The sequence below is a fragment of the Nonomuraea spiralis genome (assembly GCF_014648435.1).
GTDB classification, from domain to species: domain Bacteria; phylum Actinomycetota; class Actinomycetes; order Streptosporangiales; family Streptosporangiaceae; genus Nonomuraea; species Nonomuraea spiralis.
In genome coordinates, this window is record NZ_BMRC01000004.1 from 498,980 (window position 1) to 519,697 (window position 20,718).

General features: G+C 71.5%; 21 protein-coding genes. 9 read left to right on the forward strand and 12 right to left on the reverse strand.

What is annotated here, in order from left to right; genetic code table 11:
• Window positions 1-210 precede the first annotated feature (210 nt).
• From IEZ27_RS12700 to IEZ27_RS12710, 3 genes are all read right to left on the reverse strand, one after another.
• The gene (locus tag IEZ27_RS12700; protein ID WP_189647317.1) at window positions 211-3,225 is read right to left on the reverse strand and encodes an AfsR/SARP family transcriptional regulator; all 3,015 of its coding nucleotides are present in this window, start codon (window positions 3,223-3,225) and stop codon (window positions 211-213) included.
• A gap of 254 nt (window positions 3,226-3,479) precedes the next feature.
• On the reverse strand, window positions 3,480-4,124 hold the full coding sequence (locus IEZ27_RS12705) for a GNAT family N-acetyltransferase (RefSeq protein WP_189647318.1): 645 nt from the start codon (window positions 4,122-4,124) through the stop codon (window positions 3,480-3,482).
• 141 nt (window positions 4,125-4,265) lie between these two features.
• Window positions 4,266-5,552 (reverse strand): pyridoxal phosphate-dependent aminotransferase, encoded by a 1,287-nt coding sequence (locus IEZ27_RS12710; RefSeq protein WP_189647415.1) that lies wholly within the window; start codon window positions 5,550-5,552, stop codon window positions 4,266-4,268.
• A 79-nt stretch (window positions 5,553-5,631) separates the two neighbouring features.
• On the opposite strand from IEZ27_RS12710, the gene IEZ27_RS12715 reads away from it, so the two are divergent.
• From IEZ27_RS12715 to IEZ27_RS12725, 3 genes are read left to right on the forward strand one after another with little or no spacing between them, the layout of a single operon-like run.
• Complete coding sequence (locus tag IEZ27_RS12715; RefSeq protein ID WP_125640471.1) at window positions 5,632-6,567, forward strand: LysR family transcriptional regulator; 936 nt, start codon at window positions 5,632-5,634, stop codon at window positions 6,565-6,567.
• Between the two features lie 9 nt (window positions 6,568-6,576).
• Entirely contained in the window at window positions 6,577-7,248 is a 672-nt protein-coding gene (locus IEZ27_RS12720; protein ID WP_189647319.1) for a ribonuclease HII, read from the forward strand.
• A gap of 16 nt (window positions 7,249-7,264) precedes the next feature.
• Window positions 7,265-8,245: an LLM class flavin-dependent oxidoreductase gene (locus IEZ27_RS12725; RefSeq protein WP_189647320.1), complete on the forward strand. Its 981-nt coding sequence runs from the start codon at window positions 7,265-7,267 to the stop codon at window positions 8,243-8,245.
• Window positions 8,246-8,287: 42 nt separating this feature from the next.
• Here IEZ27_RS12725 and IEZ27_RS12730 read toward each other — a convergent pair whose 3' ends face one another.
• The 3 genes from IEZ27_RS12730 to IEZ27_RS12740 form a co-directional block, all read right to left on the reverse strand.
• Window positions 8,288-8,674, reverse strand: coding sequence for an SCO5389 family protein (locus IEZ27_RS12730; protein ID WP_189647321.1), 387 nt, complete (start codon window positions 8,672-8,674; stop codon window positions 8,288-8,290).
• Between the two features lie 77 nt (window positions 8,675-8,751).
• Window positions 8,752-9,681 carry an ATP-binding protein gene (locus IEZ27_RS12735; protein ID WP_189647322.1) on the reverse strand — a complete coding sequence of 310 codons (930 nt, stop codon included), beginning with the start codon at window positions 9,679-9,681 and terminating at the stop codon, window positions 8,752-8,754.
• Between the two features lie 101 nt (window positions 9,682-9,782).
• Complete coding sequence (locus tag IEZ27_RS12740; RefSeq protein WP_229823912.1) at window positions 9,783-11,054, reverse strand: LCP family protein; 1,272 nt, start codon at window positions 11,052-11,054, stop codon at window positions 9,783-9,785.
• Between the two features lie 231 nt (window positions 11,055-11,285).
• On the opposite strand from IEZ27_RS12740, the gene IEZ27_RS12745 reads away from it, so the two are divergent.
• Both IEZ27_RS12745 and IEZ27_RS53815 read left to right on the forward strand, forming a co-directional pair.
• Window positions 11,286-12,014, forward strand: a complete 729-nt coding sequence (locus IEZ27_RS12745; RefSeq protein WP_189647323.1) for a class I SAM-dependent methyltransferase — start codon at window positions 11,286-11,288, stop codon at window positions 12,012-12,014.
• Between the two features lie 147 nt (window positions 12,015-12,161).
• Window positions 12,162-12,467: a hypothetical protein gene (locus tag IEZ27_RS53815; protein ID WP_229823913.1), complete on the forward strand. Its 306-nt coding sequence runs from the start codon at window positions 12,162-12,164 to the stop codon at window positions 12,465-12,467.
• Here the strand turns inward: IEZ27_RS53815 and IEZ27_RS12755 are convergent.
• The 3 genes from IEZ27_RS12755 to IEZ27_RS12765 form a co-directional block, all read right to left on the reverse strand.
• Window positions 12,445-13,005 (reverse strand): thymidylate synthase family protein, encoded by a 561-nt coding sequence (locus IEZ27_RS12755; protein ID WP_189647324.1) that lies wholly within the window; start codon window positions 13,003-13,005, stop codon window positions 12,445-12,447. The two genes, IEZ27_RS53815 and IEZ27_RS12755, sit on opposite strands and share 23 nt — an antisense overlap.
• Window positions 13,006-13,053: 48 nt before the next feature.
• Window positions 13,054-13,728, reverse strand: a complete 675-nt coding sequence (locus IEZ27_RS12760; RefSeq protein ID WP_189647325.1) for a hypothetical protein — start codon at window positions 13,726-13,728, stop codon at window positions 13,054-13,056.
• A gap of 85 nt (window positions 13,729-13,813) precedes the next feature.
• Window positions 13,814-14,797 carry a polyprenyl synthetase family protein gene (locus tag IEZ27_RS12765; RefSeq protein WP_189647326.1) on the reverse strand — a complete coding sequence of 328 codons (984 nt, stop codon included), beginning with the start codon at window positions 14,795-14,797 and terminating at the stop codon, window positions 13,814-13,816.
• A gap of 129 nt (window positions 14,798-14,926) precedes the next feature.
• Here IEZ27_RS12765 and IEZ27_RS12770 point away from each other — a divergent pair, with 129 nt between their 5' ends.
• A complete protein-coding gene (locus IEZ27_RS12770; RefSeq protein WP_229823914.1) occupies window positions 14,927-15,877 on the forward strand; it encodes a serine hydrolase domain-containing protein in 951 nt (316 codons plus the stop codon).
• Between the two features lie 4 nt (window positions 15,878-15,881).
• Here the strand turns inward: IEZ27_RS12770 and IEZ27_RS12775 are convergent, their stop codons facing one another.
• Window positions 15,882-16,835, reverse strand: a complete 954-nt coding sequence (locus IEZ27_RS12775) for a quinone oxidoreductase family protein (RefSeq protein ID WP_189647327.1) — start codon at window positions 16,833-16,835, stop codon at window positions 15,882-15,884.
• An 88-nt stretch (window positions 16,836-16,923) separates the two neighbouring features.
• Between IEZ27_RS12775 and IEZ27_RS12780 the strand changes: the two genes are divergently transcribed.
• Window positions 16,924-17,511 carry a TetR/AcrR family transcriptional regulator gene (locus tag IEZ27_RS12780; protein ID WP_229823915.1) on the forward strand — a complete coding sequence of 196 codons (588 nt, stop codon included), beginning with the start codon at window positions 16,924-16,926 and terminating at the stop codon, window positions 17,509-17,511.
• Window positions 17,512-17,546: 35 nt separating this feature from the next.
• On the opposite strand, the gene IEZ27_RS12785 is transcribed toward IEZ27_RS12780, so the two are convergent.
• The gene (locus tag IEZ27_RS12785; protein ID WP_189647329.1) at window positions 17,547-18,416 is read right to left on the reverse strand and encodes a LysR family transcriptional regulator; all 870 of its coding nucleotides are present in this window, start codon (window positions 18,414-18,416) and stop codon (window positions 17,547-17,549) included.
• Window positions 18,417-18,487: 71 nt separating this feature from the next.
• Between IEZ27_RS12785 and IEZ27_RS12790 the strand changes: the two genes are divergently transcribed.
• A complete protein-coding gene (locus IEZ27_RS12790; protein WP_189647330.1) occupies window positions 18,488-19,366 on the forward strand; it encodes a 4-hydroxy-tetrahydrodipicolinate synthase family protein in 879 nt (292 codons plus the stop codon).
• Here IEZ27_RS12790 and IEZ27_RS12795 read toward each other — a convergent pair.
• Window positions 19,328-20,185, reverse strand: a complete 858-nt coding sequence (locus IEZ27_RS12795) for an FAD-dependent oxidoreductase (RefSeq protein ID WP_189647331.1) — start codon at window positions 20,183-20,185, stop codon at window positions 19,328-19,330. The genes IEZ27_RS12790 and IEZ27_RS12795 overlap by 39 nt on opposite strands.
• Window positions 20,186-20,269: 84 nt before the next feature.
• On the opposite strand from IEZ27_RS12795, the gene IEZ27_RS12800 reads away from it, so the two are divergent.
• Window positions 20,270-20,710, forward strand: coding sequence for a MarR family winged helix-turn-helix transcriptional regulator (locus IEZ27_RS12800; RefSeq protein ID WP_229823916.1), 441 nt, complete (start codon window positions 20,270-20,272; stop codon window positions 20,708-20,710).
• Window positions 20,711-20,718 lie beyond the last annotated feature (8 nt).

Below are 20,718 nucleotides of genomic sequence, written 5' to 3' on the forward strand. Positions count from 1 at the left end.
GAGGCACGGGCCTGGGGGGTTCGAAGGCCCGGTGCCGAGTCCGGCCGGTCGTCTGTGTGAGGCGGCTAGCCGCTACGCGAAGCATCCGGATGACCGGGCCCCCTGGCGACGCGTGGCGGTCAGGATGACCGGCCGGGCTGCCATCGGCATTGACGAAGGACAGCCTTGATCAACCATGTGTGGATGACACGTCTGGACGACGAGCTGTACTCAGGACTCGACGACGGACTCCTCGACGGCGAAGCCGTCGAGCAGCAGCTTCAGGTCGCCGGCCTCGGGGGCGCCGAGCCTGGTGAAGATGTCGAAGGCCTGCCTGAGACAGTCGAGGCTCCGCGCGGCGCTGCCCAGCCCGCGTAGGGCCCGGCCGAGCACGGCGAGCGAGAGCGCCTCCCCGTAGGGGTGGCCGATCTCGCGGGAGACCACGAGTGCCTGCTCGGCGTGGCGTACGGCGTCGGGGTAGCGCGCGGCGGCGATGAACGTCTCGGCCAGCCGGGAGCACACACGCTGCTCCCAGACCCGCTGCTTGCTGGAGCGGAAGAAGGCCAGGCACTCGGCGTGGTGGTGCACCGCCTCGGTGAGCCGGCCGACCCGGCTGAGCACGATGCCCAGGTGGTAGCGGGCGCGGGCGGTGCCGGCGCCGCTGCCGATCTCGGTGAAGATGGCCAGGCCCTTCTCCGCCGCGGCGATGGCGTCCTCGGCGTGGCCGAGGCCCAGGTGGTCGCGGGCCGAGTAGCTGAGCACCAGGGCCTCGCCGGCGGGGACGCCGTTCTCGCGGTAGTAGCGGGAGGCGGCGTCGAACAGGGCCAGGGCCTCGGTGTGGCGGCGCTGGCGGCCGACGACGACGGCCAGCGCGTTGAGCACCTCGCCGGTGACGATCTTCTCGCGGCGGGACTCGGACAGCTCGTACACGCGGCGGAAGTGGGTCTCGGACTCGGCGAGCTGGTTGCTCGCGAACAACACCCGGCCGAGGACGTACCGCGAGCGCAGCTCGCTCGCCTCGTCGCCGAGGCTCAGCGCGGCGGCCAGCACGGCGCGGGTGCCGTGGTCGAACTCGCGGGTGTGGGTACCGGCCTCCAGCAGCGGTTCCATGGCCACCAGCATGTCGGCGGCGGGCAGGAGCTGCTCCCCGGTGGGGGAGGCGGTCGCGGCCTGGTTGATGGCCGCGAACAGCGAGTCGCCCTCGGAGATCAGCCAGGCCACGGCCTCGTCGACGGAGGTGAAGGTGAGTCCGGCGCCGACCACGACGAGGTTGTCGGGGATCATGCTGCCCTCGTAGGCCAGCCGGTGGGCGGACTGGGACGAGGACAGGTAGAAACCGAGCAGCCGGCGCAGCGCCAGCGTCTTGTCCTCGGGCCGCTCGGTCCGGTCGAGGGTACGCCGGGCGAACAGCCTGAGCAGGCCGTGGAAGCGGTAGCGGCCCGGCGCGGTGGCCTCCAGCAGGCTCATGTCGACCAGCGACTCCAGCAGCTCCTCGGCCTCGAACGCGCTCATCGCCAGCACGGCGGCGGCGGCCCCGATCGAGATGTCGGGGCCCTTCGGCAGGGACAGCAGACGGAACGCGCGGGCCTGGGCGGGTTCGAGCTGCCCGTAGCCGAGCGCGAACGTGGCCTCGACGGCCAGGTTGCCCACGCGCAGTTCGTCGAGGCGGCGCTGCTCGTCGGCCAGCCTGGGCGCGAGGGAGGCGACCGTCCAGGAGGGGCGGGCGGCCAGCCGCGCGGCCAGGATCCGTACGGCCAGCGGCAGGAAACCGCAGGCGGCGACCACGTCCATGGCCGCGCTGCGCTCGGCCGCCACCCGCTCGGGCCCGGCCACCGAGGCGAACAGCGACAGCGCCTCGTCCGGTTCCATGACGTCGAGGTCGATGAGCCGGGCCGCAGGCAGGTCGGCCAGCTTGGCCCGGCTGGTGACGATCGTCGCGCAGCCCGGCGAGCCCGGCAGCAGCGGGCTGACCTGGTCGGCGTCGCGGGCGTTGTCGAGCAGCACGAGGATGCGGCGGTCGGCCAGCAGCGAACGGTAGAGCGCCGAACGTTCGGCCAGGCCGTCGGGGATGACGTCGGGCGGGATGCCGAGCGCGCGCAGGAAGCCGCCGAGCGCCGACTCGGGAGCGGTCACCTCGTCGGCGTAGCCGCGCAGGTCGGCGTAGAGCTGGCCGTCGGGGAACAGGTCGTCGGCCGCGTGCGCCACGTGGACGGCCAGCGCGGTCTTGCCGACGCCGCCGATGCCGCAGAGCGCCACCACCGGCACGCCCTCGGCCGACGACTGCGAGGCCAGCAGGGTACGGATCCGGACGGCCACCTCCCGGCGCCCGGTGAAGTCGTTCACCGCGGCGGGGAGCTGGGCGGGCCGCGGCAGTTCGAGCGCCGGCGGCTCTTCCTCGGCCTCGGGCTCGTCGGCGGCCGGCTCGGCGAGGACGGCCGGGACGGGCGCGGGAGGCGCGAGGGTGAGGGCCGGGTCGGCGGCCAGGATGCGCTGGTGCAGCGTGGTCAGCTCGCTGCCGGGCTCGATGCCGAGCTCGTCGATCAGCGCCTCGCGGGTCTCGGTGAACACGTTGAGGGCGTCGCCCTGACGTCCGCACCGGTAGTAGGCCAGCATGAGCTGGGCGCGCAGGCGTTCGCGCAGCGGGTGCTCGGCGGTGAGCGCGATCAGCTCGGACACGACCGCGGCGTGCTCGCCCAGCTCCAGGTCCAGGTCCAGGAGCGTCTCGATGACGCTGACGCGGCGCTCGGCCAGCCGGTCGCGCTGGTGCTCGGCGTACGGGCCGACGGCTCCGGCCAGCGGCTCGCCCTCGAACAGGGTCAGCGCGGCCCGCATGCCCTCGGCGGCGTCCGCCGGCCGGCCGGACTTGCGCGCGGCCTCGGCCTCGGCGATCACGCGTTCGAAGCGGGTCAGGTCGAGCGCGTCCTGCGGCAGGCGCAGCGCGTATCCCCGGCCGATGGAGGTGAGCAGTTCGGGACGGGAGCGGGCGGGCCTGTCGGGTTCGAGGACCGTGCGCAGGCGGGAGACGTAGGTGCGCAGCGCGCCCAGGGCCCGCGGCGGGGCTTCCTCGCCCCACACGGCGTCGATCATCTCGGCCGGTGTGACCGCCCGGCCCTCCCGCAGGAGCAGCATGCCGAGGATGGAGCGTTGCAGGGGAGTGCCAAGGTCGAGTTCCTGCCCCTCGCGCCACGCGCGGACGGGACCGAGCACGGCGAACCGCAGCCCGCTCTCAACGCTCTGACCAGCCATGCCGTCTGTCTCCTGGGCAATGGAACGATTTGTGTCCAAATGATAGATCCAGCACTGCTCACCACCTAGAGATGGGCTGATCCACGGATGACCCGTTGATCCGCCTTTGATCCGGTGTTGACCGTGCCCCTGGATGCTGAAGGTGGGTCAGACATGACACTCCAAACACGGGGGCGTGTCATGCAGAGCCGATGGGGACGCCGAAAAATACAGGCCCCGCCCGAAAAGTATGGGCGGGGCCGTTGCCGATGTTTCTACGCTGCCTCTACCAGTCCGAGCCGCATGGCCAGCCGTTCTCGGACGAGCGGCCATTCGGAGCTCAGGATCGAGTAGAAGGCCGTATCTCGGACCGTGTTGTCGGCGCCTCGGCTATCCGCTCGCCGCACCCCGTCGAAGTGTGCGCCGAGGGCCTCGATGGCGGCCCGGGATCGGACGTTCCTGACATCTGCCTTGAGTGTGATGCGGTGGACGTTCCAGGTCTCGAAGGCGAGTGAGAGCATGAGGAACTTGCTCTCCCGGTTGACGCCCGTGCCCTGGGCGCAGGCGCCCAGCCAGGTGTAACCGATGTCCGCCACGGACGGGATCTCGCCCACCGCACCGCGTGTACCCGGAGGCCAGGGCATGGGGCCCTGCCAATACTCCAGGTGCATGAGACGGGTGGCACCGACCACGCGGTCGGTGTTCAGCCACCGGATGGCGAAGGGCAATGTGCGGCCCTCCGCCTGCTCAGCCAGTGCGGCCTCCACGTAGGAGACCATCTCGTCCCGGCCATCCGGGACGCGAGTGAAGGCGTAAGTCGCACGGTCTTCACTCGCCGCGGAGACGAGTTCGTCGATCGCCGCGAGGCTGAGAGGTTCCAGGCGCACGGAGCGCCCGGACAAGGTGACAAGAGCGGGCATGAGCACATGATGAGGCTCGCGCGGGGCGCGTGTAACCAGGCTCTCGAACCCATCTTTCCCGGGTTTCTGGATCTGCGGTGTTTCCGCAGGTCAGAGGGCTGATTTGATGGATGGTCAACCAGCTCTTGGGGAAAGATTCGCCTAACCGTGACATGGCGCTGGGACGAGCGCCGGGTGACGTTCACTGATCACGCCGTGACGGACCAGGGAGAGCTCCTTCAGGCCCATGGACAGATGGTCCAGATTCGCTGCGATCCACGGGAGTTGAAGGGGATCTGTGCTGGTCAGAGCGGTAAGTCGTTCGTCCGGGGTGTCGCCGTAGAGCAGGCTCACCGCCACGCGCACCCGGGCGGCCGACGGGTCGTCGCCGAAGGCGTGTCCGGGCAGGACGCCGATGCCGTGGTCGTCCAGCAAGATCTTGGTGATCTCGGCGGAGCCGCCGAGCCTGAGGTGGCTCAGATCGGGATAAAGGTAGAAGCCTCCCTGAGGGTTCGGGACCGACGCGCCGATCTCGACGAACCGTTCATGGACGGCCCGCGCCACGATGCCGTGCAACCGGCGGCTGCCCGCGACGCGGTCGGTCAGCTCCCGCGGCTCGTCGAACGCGTAGGCCGCGGCCTCCTGGACGGGCGCGGCCGGCGCCGACCAGATCTCGCTGGCCACGGCCAGCAGGCGGGTACGCAGCGCGTGCGCGCCCTCGGGCAGCCGGGCCACGCCGATCCGCCATCCGCCGAGCGCCAGGCTCTTGCTGAGCCCGGTGGTGATGATCGTGCGCTCGGGCGCGAGGTCGGCCGGCGAGGTGTAGACCGCCGACGTGTCGTGCACCAGGTCGCGGTAGATCTCGTCGGAGATCACGATCAGGTCCAGCTCGCGCGCCACGGCCGCCAGGCGGGCGACCGTCTCCGGCCTCGCCAGCCGGCCGGTGGGATTGTCGGGCAGCGTGACCAGCACGGAGCTGACGGTCCTGCCCTCCGCCCGAGCCCGGCGGACCGACGCGGCGACCAGGTCCGGGTCGGGGACCCCGCCCTCTCCTGGCGGTGCGGGCACCAGGATGGGACGCGAGCCCACCAGATCGGCCTGCGCGGCGTAGCTGACCCAGCTCGGCATGGGCAGGACGACGTCGCCGCCGATCGCCAGCAGCAGGCCGTACAGCAGTGACTTGCTGCCCGGTCCGCAGACGACCAGCTCGGGGTCGGTGAGGAGCCCCCGTCGTGTCCAATAGCCCGCTGCCGCGGCTCGGAGCCCGGCCGCCCCCGCGACCGGCCCGTAGCCGTTGCGCTCTGAAGCGGCGGCCAGCTTGTCGCGCAGCGCCGGGTGGACGGGCAGACCGGCCTCACCGAAGGCCAGGTGCAACACGCGTTCCCCGGCGCGTCGTCTTCGTTCGATGTCCTCGTTCGCCGCCAAGGTGGCGGACAACGTCACGGTCATGTTTGTCACGTTCCCAGGGTGGTTGTATGAAGGCATCAGCACAAGCGAGGCTTTTTGTGGGTAGGCGTAAGGAAGTCTGATGCTCGAATTCCGACGTTTGGCGCTGATCTGCGAGTTCGCACGCCGAGGCAGCATCGCGGCCGCCGCCGAGTCACTGGGCTACAGCCCGTCGGCCGTCTCCCAGCAGCTCGCGGCGCTCGAACGGGAGACCGGCACCGCGTTGATCGACAGAACCGCACGCAGCGCGGAGCTCACCGACGCGGGACGCAGGCTTGTCCAGCACGCCGAGCGCATCCTGTCAATGGTCGAGGAGGCCGAGTCCGACCTCTCCGCCCATGCGGGCACCCCGTCGGGGCGCGTCGTGGTCACCGCCTTCCCCACGGCGGCGGTGGCATTCGCGCCGGCGCTCGCGCGTTCGCTGCGCCGCTACACCGAGCTGACGCTCCGCCTGGGCCAGAGCAGGTCCGGACGGGGGATGCGGGAGGTCCAGTCGGGCGAGGTGGACCTCGCGCTCGTGGACGACTGGTACGGCGCGGTCCGCGAGAGCGAGAGCCTGCGGGTCTTCCCCCTGCTGCGCGACCCGATCGTGCTCGTCGTGCCGCGAAGGCACCGGCTGGCCGACCCCGGCGTGCCGCTCGACCTGCGCGAGCTGCGCAACGAGCCGTGGATGGCCACCCCCGACGGCGAGCCCTCGCGGCTGGCGGTCGACCGCCTGTTCGTGGACGTGGGCGGCACCCGGCCGACGCCGTGGGAGTTCGAGGGGCTGGGGACGATCCTCTCCCTCGTCGCCAAGGGCATCGGCATCGCGGCCGTGCCCGCGCTCGCGCTGGCCGCCGGGGTACGCGGCCTGGCGGTGCGGGAGTTCCCCGGCAACCCGGTCGGGCGGGACGTGCACGCGATCGCCCGCAGGTCCAGCGTGCACCGGCCGTCGGTGTCGGTGACGTTGCGGGCGATCCACGTGGCCGCCCGGTACATCGCGGGCGATCTGGAGCCGGTGACCCCGGCCGAGCGGTAGCGTCTGCCCATGGCGCCGACGTACGACATCGAGCAGCTTCTGCTGTCCATGCCGAGCACCCGCACGGTCGCGGGCGTCGACGAGGTGGGCAGGGGCGCGTGGGCCGGGCCGGTCACGGTCTGCGCCGTGGTGACCGATCTGTCCGAGCCGCCGTCCGGCCTGACCGACTCCAAGCAGGTCTCGGCCGCCAGACGCGGGCCGCTCGCCGCCGAGGTGGGCGCCTGGGCGGCCGGGGTCGGGTTCGGCGAGGCGAGCCACGCCGAGATCGACGCGCTCGGCATGACCGAGGCGCTGCGCAGGGCCGCCCGCCGCGCGCTCGACGCCCTGCCGGTCCGCCCCGACGCCGTGATCCTCGACGGCAAGCACGACTACATCGGCGCCCCCTGGCCGGTCCGCCTGGAGATCAAGGGCGACGCCGCCAGCGTCTCCGTCGCGGCGGCCTCGGTCCTGGCCAAGGTACGGCGCGACGCCTACATGGCCACGATCGGACACGACGAGTACGGCTTCGCGGAGAACGCCGGATACCCCTCGCCCGCCCACCAGGAGGCCCTGGCCCGGCTCGGCCCCACGCGCCACCACCGCCTCTCCTGGTCCTACCTCGACGACCTGCCGCGATGGCGGCACCTGAAGCAGGTCAGGGATCCGCTCGTGGGCGAAGGGCAGGCCGCCCTGTTCGGCTGAGCCGTAGCATCGGGGGGTGCGGATCGGGATCTTCGTCATCGCGGCGTGTTTTCCCGGGCAGGACCCCGGGCGGGTCCTGCGGGAGTCGGTCGAGCTGATCGAGGCCGCCGAGGAGGCCGGGTTCCACGACGCGTGGATCGCCGAGCACCACTTCATGTCCTACGGCGTGTGCCCCTCGGCCCTCACCCTGGCCGCCGTGGCCGCGGGCCGTACCAGCCGGATCGGGCTCGGCACGGCGGTGAGCGTGTTGTCCTGCCAGCATCCGGTCGCGCTGGCCGAGCAGGCGGCCATGCTCCACCACCTGTCGGGCGGGCGGTTCACGCTCGGGGTGGGCAGGGGCGGCCCGTGGGTGGACCTGGAGGTGTTCGGCACCGGGCTCGCCCGGTTCGAGCGGGGGTTCGGGGAGTCGCTCGACCTGCTGGTCAGAGCCCTGTCCGAGGGCTCGGTCGCGGCCGAGGGGGAGTTCTTCCGGTTCAGGGAGGTCGATCTCGTGCCACGCGCCCGGCTGCGGCCCGTGGTGGCCTGTACGTCGGAGGCGACGGTGGGGCTGGCGGCCGGGCGCGGGTTGCCGATGTTGCTCGGCATGCACATCGGCGACCGGGACAAGGCCCTGCTGGTCGCCGAGCACGTCGCGCGCGGCGGGAGCGGGAGCGGGCACCTGGCGGCGGGGGTGGCCCACGTGGCTGACTCGACCGAGGCGGCGGTACGCGAGCTGAAGGCGTCGATGCCCGCGTGGCTCGGGCCGGGACTGGCCGGATACGTGCCGGTGGACGACCGGCCGCGCCCGTCGCGGGACGTCGCCGCGTACGTCGACCTGCTGACCCGCATCCACCCGGTGGGGTCGCCCGAGCACTGCGCCGAGGTGTTGCGGCGGACGGCCGGGAGCACCGGGATCGAGCACGTCATCCTGACCGTGGAGGGCATCGGGGACCATCGGCGGGCCCTGGAGGACGTACGCCGCCTCGGCGCCGAGGTCCTGCCCCTGTTGAGGGACTGACGGAACCGGGGCGAGCCGGGACGAACCCGGCTCGCCGTGGGTTCAGCAGTCGACCAGCTCGGGTTTCTGGTTGAGGATCTGGGCCCTCGGGGTGACGAACTCGTCGAGGGCCTTGGTGGCCGACGGGTCGAAGACGGCGACCCGGTGGCAGTTCTGGAAGGCCAGCCGTACGCCGAAGTGGCGTTCGAGCGCGCCGCGCATCGCGTCGCTCGCCAGACACCGCAGGAGCTGGCCGCGGGCCTCCTCGGACGGCGGTGGCACCTGGTTGTCGGCGAACTCGGTTCCGCTCTGCGCGCGCTCGGTGACCAGCTCGCTGATCAGCGACCACGCGTACGGGAGCGAGTCGCGGACGCAGGCGACGAACGCGGCGTCGTCCACGTCTCCGGCTCGGGCCTGGTCCAGCAGATCGTTCGGGACGGTCAGCGACATGCTGTCTCCTCTCGAAGGGGATCGAATCTGACGTTATGCGGGGGATTGCGGTCGCTCCAGATGCCTGGAGGTGTGGTTTAGGGGCCGTAGACGAAGTCCGGATCGATCTGCCCGGCCAGGTCCGTCCCCGTACGGGCGTTGCCCCACGCGCGGGCGTTGCGCAGATGGAACTCGGCGGTCTGGCGGCCGAAGCGCGCCCAGTCCTTCTCCTGCTCGTCGAGGGTCTTGCGCAGGACGGCCAGCGCGTCGGTGTTGGCCGGCTCCAGATCGTCGAGCGTGAGGTGGCGGCCCTGCTCCATGGCGCGCACCGCCGAGGAGTGCTCCATCCAGGTGAGCAGGTCGTCGCCGACGTGCTCGCGCAGGAACTCCACGTCGGACGGGCCGTGGACCTTGTTGCCGACCACGGCGAGCGCGACGCCGTACTTGGCGGCGTGGTCGCGGTACTGGCGGTAGACGCCGACGCCCTGCCTGGTGGGCTCGGCGACGAGGAAGGTCAGGTCGAACCGGGTGAACAGCCCCGAGGCGAAGGAGTCGGAGCCGGCGGTCATGTCGACCACGACGTATTCGCCCCGGCCGTCGACCAGGTGGTTGAGCAGCAGCTCCACCGCGCCGACCTTCGAGTGGTAGCAGGCCACGCCGAGGTCGTCGTCGTCGAACGGGCCCGTCGCCAGCAGGCGCAGGCCATGGGCGGTGGTCACGGCGTAGTCGAGCGCGGCCAGGTCGTCGAAGCTCAGCAGGCGGGAGCCGCGGCCGGGCGGGGTGGTCTTGACCATGGTCTCGGCCGAGGCGATGAGCGGGTTGTCGCCGCGCAGGCGGTCCTTGATCTCGGCGAGGTGGGCCCCGAGCGGCTCGGGCTGGGCGTCGAGGCCGAGGACGAGGGCCAGGTGCTGGTTGATGTCGGCGTCCATGACGACCACCGGGTCGCCCTGGCTCGCCACGTGCCGTGCGAACAGCGCCGAGATCGTCGTCTTCCCGCTGCCGCCCTTGCCGACGAATGCCACTCTCACGTGCGCTCCCCTGAAGTGACGATGAAAATCATTTCCGTTGGGCCCGCGCACTATCATGCCACACTCCGTACACAGATGGTGGCTGCCCGGAAGGGTGGTCTTCAGCCGCAGGCGGCGTCCAGGGTGACCGGGCTCTCCGGGTCCTGGGTCGGCTCGGCGTGGTGGTGGGCGCTCGCGGACCTGCTGACCGGGCGCTCGCGCAGGGTCTCTGCGACCTTGCGCCTGATCAGGTACCAGTCGGGCGTGACGGTGCTGATCAGCGGCGGGACGAAGCTCAGGCTCCTGATCCTGGTGCTCTTCACCTTGTCCGACAACTCGATCAGGGCGGGCAGCAGGTCCTGGGGCACGTCGCTGGAGATGGCCCGCTTGGTGGCCGCGGCCAGCTTCTCGAAGCTGTTGAGCACGGTGATCGGGTCGGCCTGCTTGGCGACCGCGTTGAGCAGGCACTTCTGGCGGCCCATGCGGACGTAGTCGTCGCTGTCGGTGCGGGACCTGCCGTACCAGAGGGCCTCCTCGCCGGAGAGCTTGCGGGTGCCCGCGGGGAGCAGGCCCTCGCGGTACTTGCCGTAGACGATCGGGTCCTTGACGGTGACCCGGACGCCGCCCATCGCGTCGATGATCTCGGCGAAGCCCTTCATGTCGACCATGGCGTAGTAGTTCACCGGGATGCCGAGGATGTCGCTGACGGTGCGCTTGATCAGCGACGGGCCGCGCTTGCCCTTGGGTGTGCCGGGGACCGTCTCCGGGTGGTCCTCGGCGTACTGGAAGATCTCGTTGAGCAGGCCGGGGGTGCTCGGGCCGTCGCCGGTGAAGCCGAAGGGGAAGCGGTCCCTGGCCGGGCCGTGCGGGAGCTGGACGTTCTGCAGGTTGCGCGGCAGGCCGAACAGGGTGGTGGCGCCGGTCTCGGTGTCCACGCTGGCCACCGTCATGCTGTCGGTGCGTACGCCGGGGCGGCCCGGGGCGGCGTCCGCGCCGATCAGGAGGAAGTTGACGCGCCGCGCGCCGTTCCACGGGTCCTGGGCGACGACGGGGGCGGTGCTGGTGGTGGAGAAGACGCTGCTCACGACGTCGCGGGACAGGTAGGCCAGGCGGGTCGCGTACGCGGTCGGGGCCAGGACGAGCGCGCAGAGGGCGGCCGCGAGCGTCGTGGTCAGGAAACGGCCGGCCGTGTCGGAGGACTCGGGGCGTACGAGCAGGAACGAACGGATGATCACGGCGGTCCACGCGAGCGCGATCGCGACCAGCGTCACGGTGAGCACGGTGAGCCACGCGGGCTGGACCGCCAGCGACAGCAGACGGGTGCTGAACGCGGTGAACACGGTGAGGATGCCGGCGAGCATCAGGACGTAGGTCGCCATCAGGGCGATGCCCATGCGATGACGATGGGTGGCCAGATGCGCCACCCCCCACAACACGGCCGAAGCCAGCGTCAGCGCGATGCTGGCCCCAAGACCGAATGCGCGTTCTTTACCTGTCATGCCTGGTCAAACCCCCAATGCCGCCCCATCCAAGTCACCCTAGTTATGCGTTGCGGGCCAATTGAGGGTGAAGAGGAAGTGTTCGGTCAATTCCCAGTCAAGACCCTCTTGAGATATAACGTGAGTGTGAGCACTCGACACGGTAGCTACGGTTTCGACGCGCCGTGGGCCCTCGGCGGACTGCTCTTCGGGGCGGTCGTCCTGCTGGCTCTCGCGGCGGTCTCCTTCACGCAGGACATCCCCGCGGCCGCGATCGCCTTCGCCCTCGGCGGGCTCTACACGCTGGCCAGCGCGGGCAGTTACCTCTACACCACGCGGCGGGGCAAGTTCGCCGTCTGGGCCGAGCTGCTGCGCCCGCTCGAAGGCGGCGAGCGGGTGCTCGACCTCGGCTGCGGGCGCGGCGCCGTGTTGCTGACGGCCGCCGCCCGGCTCACCTCGGGACGGGCCACCGGCGTCGACCTGTGGAGCAGGAAGGACCAGTCGGGCAACGCCGGAGCCGTCACCTCGGCCAACGCCGCGGCCGAAGGCGTGGCCGACCGGGTCGACCTGGTCACGGGCGACATGCGGACGCTGCCGTTCGAGGCCGGCGTGTTCGACGTCGTCGTGTCGAGCCTGGCGATCCACAACATCCCCTCCGCCGAAGGACGGGAGCAGGCCGTCCGCGAGGCGCACCGGGTGTTGCGGCCCGGCGGGCTCATGCTGCTCGCCGACTTCCAATACACGCCCGCCTACGAGGAGACCCTGCGCGGGCTGGGCGTGACCGACATCCGCCGGCGCGACCTCGGCCCGCGTTTCTGGTACGGCGGCCCCTGGTTCGCCACCTCCCTGCTCGAAGCCAGGAAACCTGCCTTGTAGAAACGTTTGCCGTTCGTTTACCGGGTACCCAGATGCCCTTATGGGCGACGTGGAAACCGGCACAATCACCACCAAGGTGCCAGTGCGGCTGGACCGGCTGCCGTGGTCCCGATGGCACTGGATGATCGTCATCGGCCTTGGCGCCGTATGGGTCCTGGACGGGTTGGAGGTCACCATCGTCGGCAACCTGTCGGGCAGCTCGCCAAGCCCGGCAGCGGACTGGACATCACCCAGGCCCAGGTCGCCGGGCTCGCCGCGGCGCTCTACGTCGCCGGGGCCTGCGCGGCGTACCTGACGGTCAGTGAGATCTTCCCGATGGAGACCAGGGCGATGGCCATCGCGTTCTTCTTCGCGATCGTCGCGGGGCTGGTCGAGCTGGTCTTCGGGGTCAAGGCCGAACGCAGGGGCCTGGAGGAGATCGCGGAGCCGCTCACCGCCGCGCGGGCCGCATGACACGCAGCACCTGGGTGCTGTCGGCCAGGTACAGGTGCGGCACGTCCACGAACACCCGCATCGGCCCCCGGTCCAGCTCCAGGCCGCGGGCCATGGTCGTGTGCACCTCGGCGAGCGGCAGGTAGTTGAGGTAGCTGGTGAAGGCGTTCTGGGAGCGGAAGTTCGCGGTCATGACGAGCGCGCCGTCCCGGATCCGGAACGCCACGCCGATCAGGCAGGGCACCGCGTCGTACGGCTCGCCCGGGGTGGTCAGCGAGATCCACGCGCTCTTGCTGTACGGCTTGACCCGCAGCAGGTCGGCGGCCCAGGTGAGCTGCCCTCTGATCCGCGCGCCGTAGCTGTACTTGAACGGCGGCACGATCGTGTCCTCGCTGAACTTCCTGCTGTAGAGAGCCAGGCGTTCGGCGTCGCCGTACCGGGCGATGATCGGGTCGTCGCCGCGCACCTCGGCGATCTCGAACAACACGGACGGCGCCTCGATCACGGGACCGCGGTCGTCGTCGGCGAGGGTGCCCGCGGTCCAGACATGGCGCATCATCCACATCCACGCCTCGCCACACGACGCCCATAGCGCAGGGCCGGGCATTCAGGTCTCCTGATCCGGGAGCTTGTAGGAGTTGTGCGGGAGCCGGCGCCGCCTGGTCACGTTGCAGCGCACGTAGTAGACGGCGTAGTGGACCAGCGCGACGAGCGTGATGCTGAAGGCGAGCAGCAGCGGGTTCGGCGTCTGCCCGCCGAGTCCCGTGACGCCGACCGTCAGGTACGTCGAGTTCGCCAGCGCCAGGGTCATCACGTTGATCCCGGGCCAGGCCAGCGGCGCGTACGTCTCCGGGAAGCGGGGGTCGATCGGCAGGTTCGGGCTCCAGCCGAGCTCGTCCTTGAGTCTGGAGGCGTACAGGAGGCGGAAGTTGTTGATCGCCCGTGCCGTCCTGGCGTGGGCGTCGGCCGCCTCGATCAGCCGCAGGAACGGCAGCACGCTGAGCACGCCGAACGCCGTGACCAGGGCGAACAGGTACCACGGCACGCGTTGCCACTCCGTGAGGCTCTGCGGGTCCACCACCTTGGCGCCGGTCAGGGCGATGGCCGCCAGGAACGGCCCCGACAACAGGCTCATCGCGAGCCTGGTCATCTTCAGCCGCTCTTCCTTCGCGGCCAGATGGACCGCGTAGATGCCGGTGAAGTCCACGGCGGCGAGCTGGAGGAAGTGACTGGACTCCAGCCCGTCGTCACGGATCATCATGCGATGGGGGATCTTTCGCATGTGCGCTCCTGCTAGTGCGTGACACCAGTATGGGCGCGTTCCTCCGGGCTGTGGAGGCGATTTCTACCAATTGTTCCAACAAATCTCAACCGACGCCCGTCAACTGCCCCGATACGCCCGCGACGTGGTCGATGTAGGCCGTGGGGAGGCCGTACAGGAGGGCGGCGATCTCCCTGTCGTGGATCACCGGGAGGGCGGCCAGCGCGTCGGAGGCCAGGCCCCGGCAGAACTCCAGCGTGTTGGCCACCATGTCGCCCGCCCGCAGCCGGGCCAGTGCCTCGGCCACCTGCTCGTCGCTCATGTCCCGGCCGAGCAGGTCGCGCAGGTCGGTGCCGGACATGAGCAGCGGCAGGCTGTAGACGCCCTGCCGCAGGTCGTTGCCGGCCGGCTTGCCGAGCTGGGCGCTGGAGGCGGTCAGGTCGAGCAGGTCGTCGAGCACCTGGAAGATCAGCCCGAACTTCTCGCCGTACGCCGCCATGCGGGCCCGGTCCTCGGCGGAGGCCCGCGCGCAGACGGCCGCCACCAGACAGCCGGCCCGGAACAGCGCGGCGGTCTTGCCGGTGATCGAGCGCAGCGCGCTCTCCCGCGTCCTGGCCGGGTCGAACAGGTCGCCCGTCTCCAGGTACTGCCCCTCGGCCAGCTCGACGACCGTGGCCGCGAGCACCTCGGCGACCGGCCTGGACACCGCCGTGATCGCCGCCAGGCCCGCCCTGGCCAGCATGAAGTCGCCGATCACCAGGGCCTTGCCCTCGCCCAGCTCGGCGTTGAGGGTACGGGTGCCCCGGCGCTCGGTCGCCCGGTCCATGAGGTCGTCGTGCACGAGCGACCCGGCGTGGATGAGCTCCACGCACGCGGCGGCGGTGATCACCCGGCGGTCGGGCGCCTTGCCGAGGGCGAGCGAGGTCGCCAGCGTAAGCGCCGGACGCAACCGCTTGCCGCCGGCGCCGACGATCCGCCCGGCGCCCGCGTTGATCCCGGGCAGCGCGGACGAACCGCTGAGCCGCCTGACCCTGGCCTCGACCTTGATCAGACCTTGGGCGACGGCGGGGCTGTTCACGAGTTGCTCCATGGGACCAAGCGTGCGCCCCCGCCGCTGTGCCGCGCCTGAGAGACGCTGAGTACGCTCTCAGCCCCGGACTTGACTCTGACACCGGGTGAGCCGGTAGGAGAGGATGTGTTCCGGTCTTGGGAGGACATCATGGGAACGGCGGAGAGAGTCGACGCGGTCCTGCGGTCCGGCACGGCGCCCGGTCTGCACGCGGTCGTGGTCATGCGGGGCGGCGAGGTCGTCGTCGAGCACTACGGCGAGGGCGTGGACCAGCGCATCACCGAGGAGCCCCGGCACGTCGTGTTCGACCGCGACACGCCGCACGACGTGCGCTCGATCACCAAGAGCGTGGTGGCGCTCCTGTACGGCGTCGCCCTGAGCGACGGGCTGGTGCCGTCGCCGGAGGCCGGGTTGGTGCAGCAGTTCCCCGAATATCCGGATCTGGTGGCTGATCCCGGGCGGGCTCATCTCACCGTCGAGCACGCGCTCACCATGACGCTCGGGCTCGACTGGAACGAGGACGTGCCGTACACGAGCGACGCGAACAGCGAGCTCGCGATGGAGCTCGCGCCGGACCGGTACAGGTTCGTGCTGGAACGTCCCGTCATCGAGGAGGCCGGGACACGCTGGCGGTACTGCGGCGGCGCCTCGGCCCTGCTCGGCGGGCTCATCGAGCGCGGCGCCGGCGAGCCGCTGCCCGAGTACGCCGCCAAGGTGCTCTTCGAGCCGCTCGGGATCACCGGGGCCGAGTGGACGAAGGGCACGGACGGGGTGGCCATGGCCGCCGCCGGGCTGCGGCTGCGGCCCCTCGACCTGGCCGCGCTCGGCCGGCTCGTGCTCGGCGACGGGCTCGGCATCGTGCCCGTACGGTGGGTGCGCGAGATGACGCGCCCCCGCGTCGTGATCGACGGCCCCTTCCGGTACGGCTACCAGTGGTACGTCAACACCGGCGACCGCCCGTGGGTCGAGGCCATCGGGAACGGCGGCCAGCGGCTGCTCGTCGTGCCCGATGAGGAGCTGGTGGTGGCGGTGACGGCGGGGGAGTACAACGAGCAGCAGGTCAGCGCCACGGCCGTGCTCGACGCCGTCCTCGACCGGTGAGCCGTCACGGCACCAGCAGCACGCGGCCCGTGAGCGCCCGCGACTCCAGGCGGCGGTGAGCCTCGGCCGCCTCCGCGAGCGGGAGGGTGCCGTCGACGAAGGCCCGGCTGCGTCCTGAGCCCAGCCGGGCCAGCATCTCGGGGTAGTGCGTGCCGAAGACCTGGCCGGCCCAGCCGGGGCCGCTGCAGCCGATCGCGGTCACGCCGCGTTCCAGCAGGTCGGCGACCGTGACGGCGGCGGGCTCGCCGCTCAGCATGCCGTAGTACAACATCCGTCCCGTGCCGGGGACGAGCCGGTCGAGCACCCGCCGGGCCGACGCGCCGCCGATGGACTCGAAGACCACGTCGATCTCCGGCAGCTCGTCCGGCCAGTCGGGGTCGTCGTGCCCGATCACCAGGTCGGCGCCCAGGTCGAGGGCCCGCTGCCGCTTGGCGGGCGAGCCGGCGGTGGCGATCACCCGGGCCGCGCGGAACTCCTTGGCGTGCTGCGTCACGTACCCGCCGACCGCGCTGGTGCCCGCCTCGACCAGCACGGTCTCGCCGCCTTCCAGCCGAGCCCGGTGCAGCAGGCCGAGGGCGATCGCGCCGGGCGCGGCCCCGGCCAGCGCCTCCAGCGGCGTCACGGTCTCCGGTACGGGGCAGGTCATGGCGGCCGGGAGGGCCGCGTACTCGGCGTAGGCGCCCAGGCCGCCGGTGACGCCCACACGTACGGTGCCGAGCAGCCCGTCGTCCACGCCCTCGCCCACCTCGACGACCTCGCCGACCGCCTCCGCGCCGAGCACGGCGGGCAGCGGCAGCGGGAACGGCATCGCACCCGAGCGGATCTGCGTCTCGGCGTAGCTGACGCCGATGGCCCGCGTACGGACGACGACCTGGCCGGCCGCCGGGTGGGGACGGGGCACGTCCACGAGCCGCAGGGCCTCGGGGCCGCCGGTCGCGTCGAGCTGGATGGCACGCATGGTTGTTTCCTTCCGCAGTTATCTGAACCAGAGGTCCAGTTAATATATGGACCACTGGTCAACTTTGTCCATGGGCAAGAATGACCGGATGGAACGTCGAGAGCGGGCCGACGCCGCGCGCAACAGGCAGGCGATCCTGCGGGCGGCCGAGGACCTGCTCCGCCGGCACCCGCCCGAGCAGGTCTCCGTCGAGCGTGTGGCGGTGGCCGCGGGCGTGGGCAAGGGGACGGTGTTCCACCGGTTCGGCAGCCGTACGGGATTGATGCGGGAGCTGATGGGCGAGCGGGCCCGCGAGCTGGACGAGGCGGTCGCCGAGGGGCCGCCGCCACTCGGGCCGGGGGCGCCTCCCGTCGAGCGGCTGGTCGCCTTCCTCGGGGCGGTGGCCGAGCTGGCCGCGCGCAACGGCAACCTCGTCGCGGCGCACGAGCACGCGGTGACCACCCGCAGGTCCGAGCCCCGGGAGACCAATCCGATCTACGTCGGCTGGCACCGGCACGTGACCGCGCTGATCGCCGAGGGACGGCCGGACGTCGACGCCGAGGAGATCGCCCACCTGCTGCTGGGCACCCTGCACATGGAGCCGATCGCGAGCCAGCTACGCGCGGGCGACAGCGCCAGGCTCGCCCGCGCGTTCGCCGCCCTGGCCGAAGGGCTGCTCGGCGGTCCCGCCGCCTGACCGGCGGGACGGGCCTTCGACCAGGGAAGAGCCGATCAGAGGGGGAGGGTGGTCGCGGCGGTGTGGAAGGCGGCGACGGCCGCGCGCACCGCCGGATGATCGCCGTAGCCGCGCCGGAAGGCGGCGTGCGTACGGCGGCTTAGGGGCAGGCGGGTCAGCGCGACGCCCGCCGGCGGGGCGAGCGCCGCCAGGCGGGGCACGAGCGCGACGCCCTGACCGGCGGCGGCGAAGGCGAGCACGGTGTCGAAGTCGTCGATGTGGTGCCGGACCCGCGGCTCGAAACCGGCCGCCTGGCAGGCCCTGATCGCCATGGTGTGACAGAGCGTGCCGGGCTTGCTCAGGATCCAGGGATCGTCGCGGGCGTCGGGGACGCGGGCGCGGTCGGTCAGGTACATCGGCTCGGCGAACAGGGGCTCGGTCTCGATCGAGGCGTCGGTGACCGGGGGGACGAAGTCGTACTCGTGCACGAGGGCGACGTCGAGCTCGCCCGCCCGCAGGGCCGCGGAGACGTCGGCGGGGTCGATCTCGGCGACCATCGGCTCAAGCCCCGGGTACGCCCCGGACAGGCGGGCGAGCGCGGGCGGCAGGAGCACCCGGGTGGCCGTCGGGAACGCGCCGATCCGCAACGGGCCCGACGGCCCGCCGCGGGCGGCGGCGAGCGCGGCCGAGGCGCGTTCGAGTTGTTCCAGCACGGCCTGCGCGTGCTCGACGAGCAGCAGCCCCGCAGGGGTCAGCGTGACCGTGCGCCCGGTGCGTTCGAGCAGCGGCACGCCCGCCTCCCGCTCCAGGGCGCTGAGCTGCTGCGAGACCGCCGACGGGGTGAACGTGACGGCTTCGGCGACGGCCGTGATCGTGCCGCGCCTGGCCAGCTCGCGGAGCAGTAGGAGCTTGCGGGGATCGAGCATAAGTTCATCTTAAGCTCGAACGTAGAAATCCGAACTGGACCTAACAGGTCGCCGGACGGCAGGCTCGAAGCATGCTGAGAGGAATCCACGTACCGCTGGTCACGCCGTTCACGTCGTCGGGTGAGGTGGCCGCCGACGCGGTCGAGAAACTGGCCGGGCAGATGCTGGACGAGGGCGCGGCCGGGCTCGTGGCGCTGGGCACGACGGCCGAGGTGGCCGCGCTCGACCCCGCGGAGCGCGCCCTGGTGATCGACACCTGCGTACGGGTGTGCGCGGAGCGCGAGGCGTTGCTGACCGTGGGCGTGACGGGGAACGACACCCGTACGACCGCCGCGGCGCTGCGCGAGCTGCCCGGCGGGGTGGGGGCGGCGCTGGTGACCGTGCCGTACTTCCTGCGGCCCGGCGAGCGCGGCGTGATCGCGCACTTCGAGGCGCTGGCCGAGGCGTCACCCGTGCCGCTGGTGATCTACCACATCCCCTACCGGACCGGACAGGCCGTGGGCGCCGCGACACTGCGGGCACTCGGGGAACATCCCAACATCGCGGGCGTCAAGTACGCCGTGGGCGGCATCGACCAGGACACGATCGACCTGCTCGGTGACCTGCCCGACGGGTTCGAGGTGGTCGGCGGCGACGACGCGTTCGTCTCGCCGCTGCTCGCGCTCGGCGCCTCCGGCGGCATCCTGGCCTCCGCGCACGTGCTGACCAGGAGCTTCGTCGAGCTGGTGGACGCCTGGCAGGCCGGCGACGTGGCCACGGCGCGCCCGCTCGGGCACCGGCTGGCCCGGGTCTCCCACGCGCTCTTCGCCGAGCCCAACCCGACCGTGATCAAGGGTGTCCTGCACGCCAGGGGCCTGATCCCCACCCCCGACGTACGGCTGCCGCTGCTGCCCGCCTCCGCCGCCGCGGTGTCACAGGCTGACCTGGTGGCGGTACATCCAGGCCAGTGACTCCTGGCTCGCGCTCTTCTTCAGGAACATCGGCAACATCAGGTCGCGGAAGACCCGGGCGACCGGGCCCGCGGCCTTGCTGTTGCTGATCGTCCTGGAGTAGGCCACGACCCGTTCCACCCTGGGCCGCCGTTCGGCCTCGAAGCGTTCGAACGCCTCGCGGTGGCCCTTGCTCTCCCGCAGGCACCTGGCCAGCACGACCGCGTCCTCGACGGCCAGCGAGGCGCCCTGGCCGGAGCTGGGCGAGGTGGCGTGCGCGGCGTCCCCGGTGAGCAGGACGCGGCCCTTGTGCCAGACGGGGACCGGCGGCAGGTCGTACACCGGCAGCGCCAGGTCGACCGGGCTGCGGCGGATGATGTCGGCCGAGACGTTCGCGTCCCCCTCGAACGCCTCCACCAGGACCGGCTTCCAGTCCGCCGGCACGTCGCCGAGCCGCCTGGGCAGGTTCGCGAACCACCACGTGTCGCCCGAGCCGGACACCGTGTAGCCGAAGAAGGCCCGCTTGCCGAAGACCATGTTGTAGACGCCGGGCTCGCCGCTGACGCCGGCGTCCCGGACGATGCCGCCGAAGCTGTACAGGCCGCTGTAGCGCGGGCCGGGCGCGGCGGGGTCGAGGAGCGAGCGGGTGCGCGAGTGCACGCCGTCGCAGGCGATCAGCAGGTCGCCGGTGGCCGACGTGCCGTCCTCGAAGGAGGCCACGACCTCGTCGCCGGTGTCGTCGAAGGAGACCAGGCGTTTGCCGTACGAGATGGGGATGCCGCGCCGGGCGGCCTCGTCGCGCAGGCCGCCGATGCCGCAGCCTATGATCAGGACCTTCATGGTGATATCCTTTCGTTCGGTCGAACGAAATATTATGAGGGGGTTTGAGGGATGTCCAGGGATATTTCGGAGCATCGAAAGAAATTGTTGGACGAGCTGGTCGAGGCGGGCCGCGAGAGCAGCAACGCCGCGGTCATGTACCACAGCGCCATGGGCGAGCGGCTGGGCCTGGGGATGACCGAGGAGAAGACGCTCGACCTGCTGCAACGCCTCGGGCCGCTGACCGCGGGTGAGCTCTCCCAGCACACCGGCCTGGCCCCGGCGTCGATCAGCGGGCTGATCGACCGGCTGGAGGCCAAGTGGCTGGTACGCAGGGTCCGCGACACCAAGGACCGGCGCCGGGTCATCGTCGAGATCAACTGGGAGCGGCTGGCGGGGTTCGGCGAGCTGTTCGAGCCGTTCGTGGCCGCCATGAACGGCCTGTACGACGACTACACCGACGACGAGCTGGCCCTGATCGCCGGCTACCTCACGCGGTCCACGGCCCTGCAACGGGAGGCCACCGCGGCGCTGCGTGCCGAATAAAGGGCTGT

Bases quoted from the DNA above. Each gene is read 5' to 3' on its own strand.
- IEZ27_RS12775 (WP_189647327.1), bottom strand. From the start codon at position 16,835: ATGCGTGCCATCCAGCTCGACGCGACCGGCGGCCCCGAGGCCCTGCGG.
- IEZ27_RS12765 (WP_189647326.1), bottom strand. From the start codon at position 14,797: ATGGAGCAACTCGTGAACAGCCCCGCCGTCGCCCAAGGTCTGATCAAG.
- IEZ27_RS12705 (WP_189647318.1), bottom strand. From the start codon at position 4,124: ATGCCCGCTCTTGTCACCTTGTCCGGGCGCTCCGTGCGCCTGGAACCT.
- IEZ27_RS12715 (WP_125640471.1), top strand. From the start codon at position 5,632: ATGCTCGAATTCCGACGTTTGGCGCTGATCTGCGAGTTCGCACGCCGA.
- IEZ27_RS12785 (WP_189647329.1), bottom strand. From the start codon at position 18,416: ATGCTCGATCCCCGCAAGCTCCTACTGCTCCGCGAGCTGGCCAGGCGC.
- IEZ27_RS12755 (WP_189647324.1), bottom strand. From the start codon at position 13,005: ATGATGCGCCATGTCTGGACCGCGGGCACCCTCGCCGACGACGACCGC.
- IEZ27_RS12790 (WP_189647330.1), top strand. From the start codon at position 18,488: ATGCTGAGAGGAATCCACGTACCGCTGGTCACGCCGTTCACGTCGTCG.
- IEZ27_RS12700 (WP_189647317.1), bottom strand. From the start codon at position 3,225: ATGGCTGGTCAGAGCGTTGAGAGCGGGCTGCGGTTCGCCGTGCTCGGT.
- IEZ27_RS12710 (WP_189647415.1), bottom strand. From the start codon at position 5,552: ATGACCGTGACGTTGTCCGCCACCTTGGCGGCGAACGAGGACATCGAA.
- IEZ27_RS12760 (WP_189647325.1), bottom strand. From the start codon at position 13,728: ATGCGAAAGATCCCCCATCGCATGATGATCCGTGACGACGGGCTGGAG.
- IEZ27_RS12795 (WP_189647331.1), bottom strand. From the start codon at position 20,185: ATGAAGGTCCTGATCATAGGCTGCGGCATCGGCGGCCTGCGCGACGAG.
- IEZ27_RS12720 (WP_189647319.1), top strand. From the start codon at position 6,577: ATGGCGCCGACGTACGACATCGAGCAGCTTCTGCTGTCCATGCCGAGC.
- IEZ27_RS12740 (WP_229823912.1), bottom strand. From the start codon at position 11,054: ATGGGCATCGCCCTGATGGCGACCTACGTCCTGATGCTCGCCGGCATC.
- IEZ27_RS12770 (WP_229823914.1), top strand. From the start codon at position 14,927: ATGGGAACGGCGGAGAGAGTCGACGCGGTCCTGCGGTCCGGCACGGCG.
- IEZ27_RS53815 (WP_229823913.1), top strand. From the start codon at position 12,162: ATGGGTCCTGGACGGGTTGGAGGTCACCATCGTCGGCAACCTGTCGGG.
- IEZ27_RS12780 (WP_229823915.1), top strand. From the start codon at position 16,924: ATGGAACGTCGAGAGCGGGCCGACGCCGCGCGCAACAGGCAGGCGATC.
- IEZ27_RS12730 (WP_189647321.1), bottom strand. From the start codon at position 8,674: ATGTCGCTGACCGTCCCGAACGATCTGCTGGACCAGGCCCGAGCCGGA.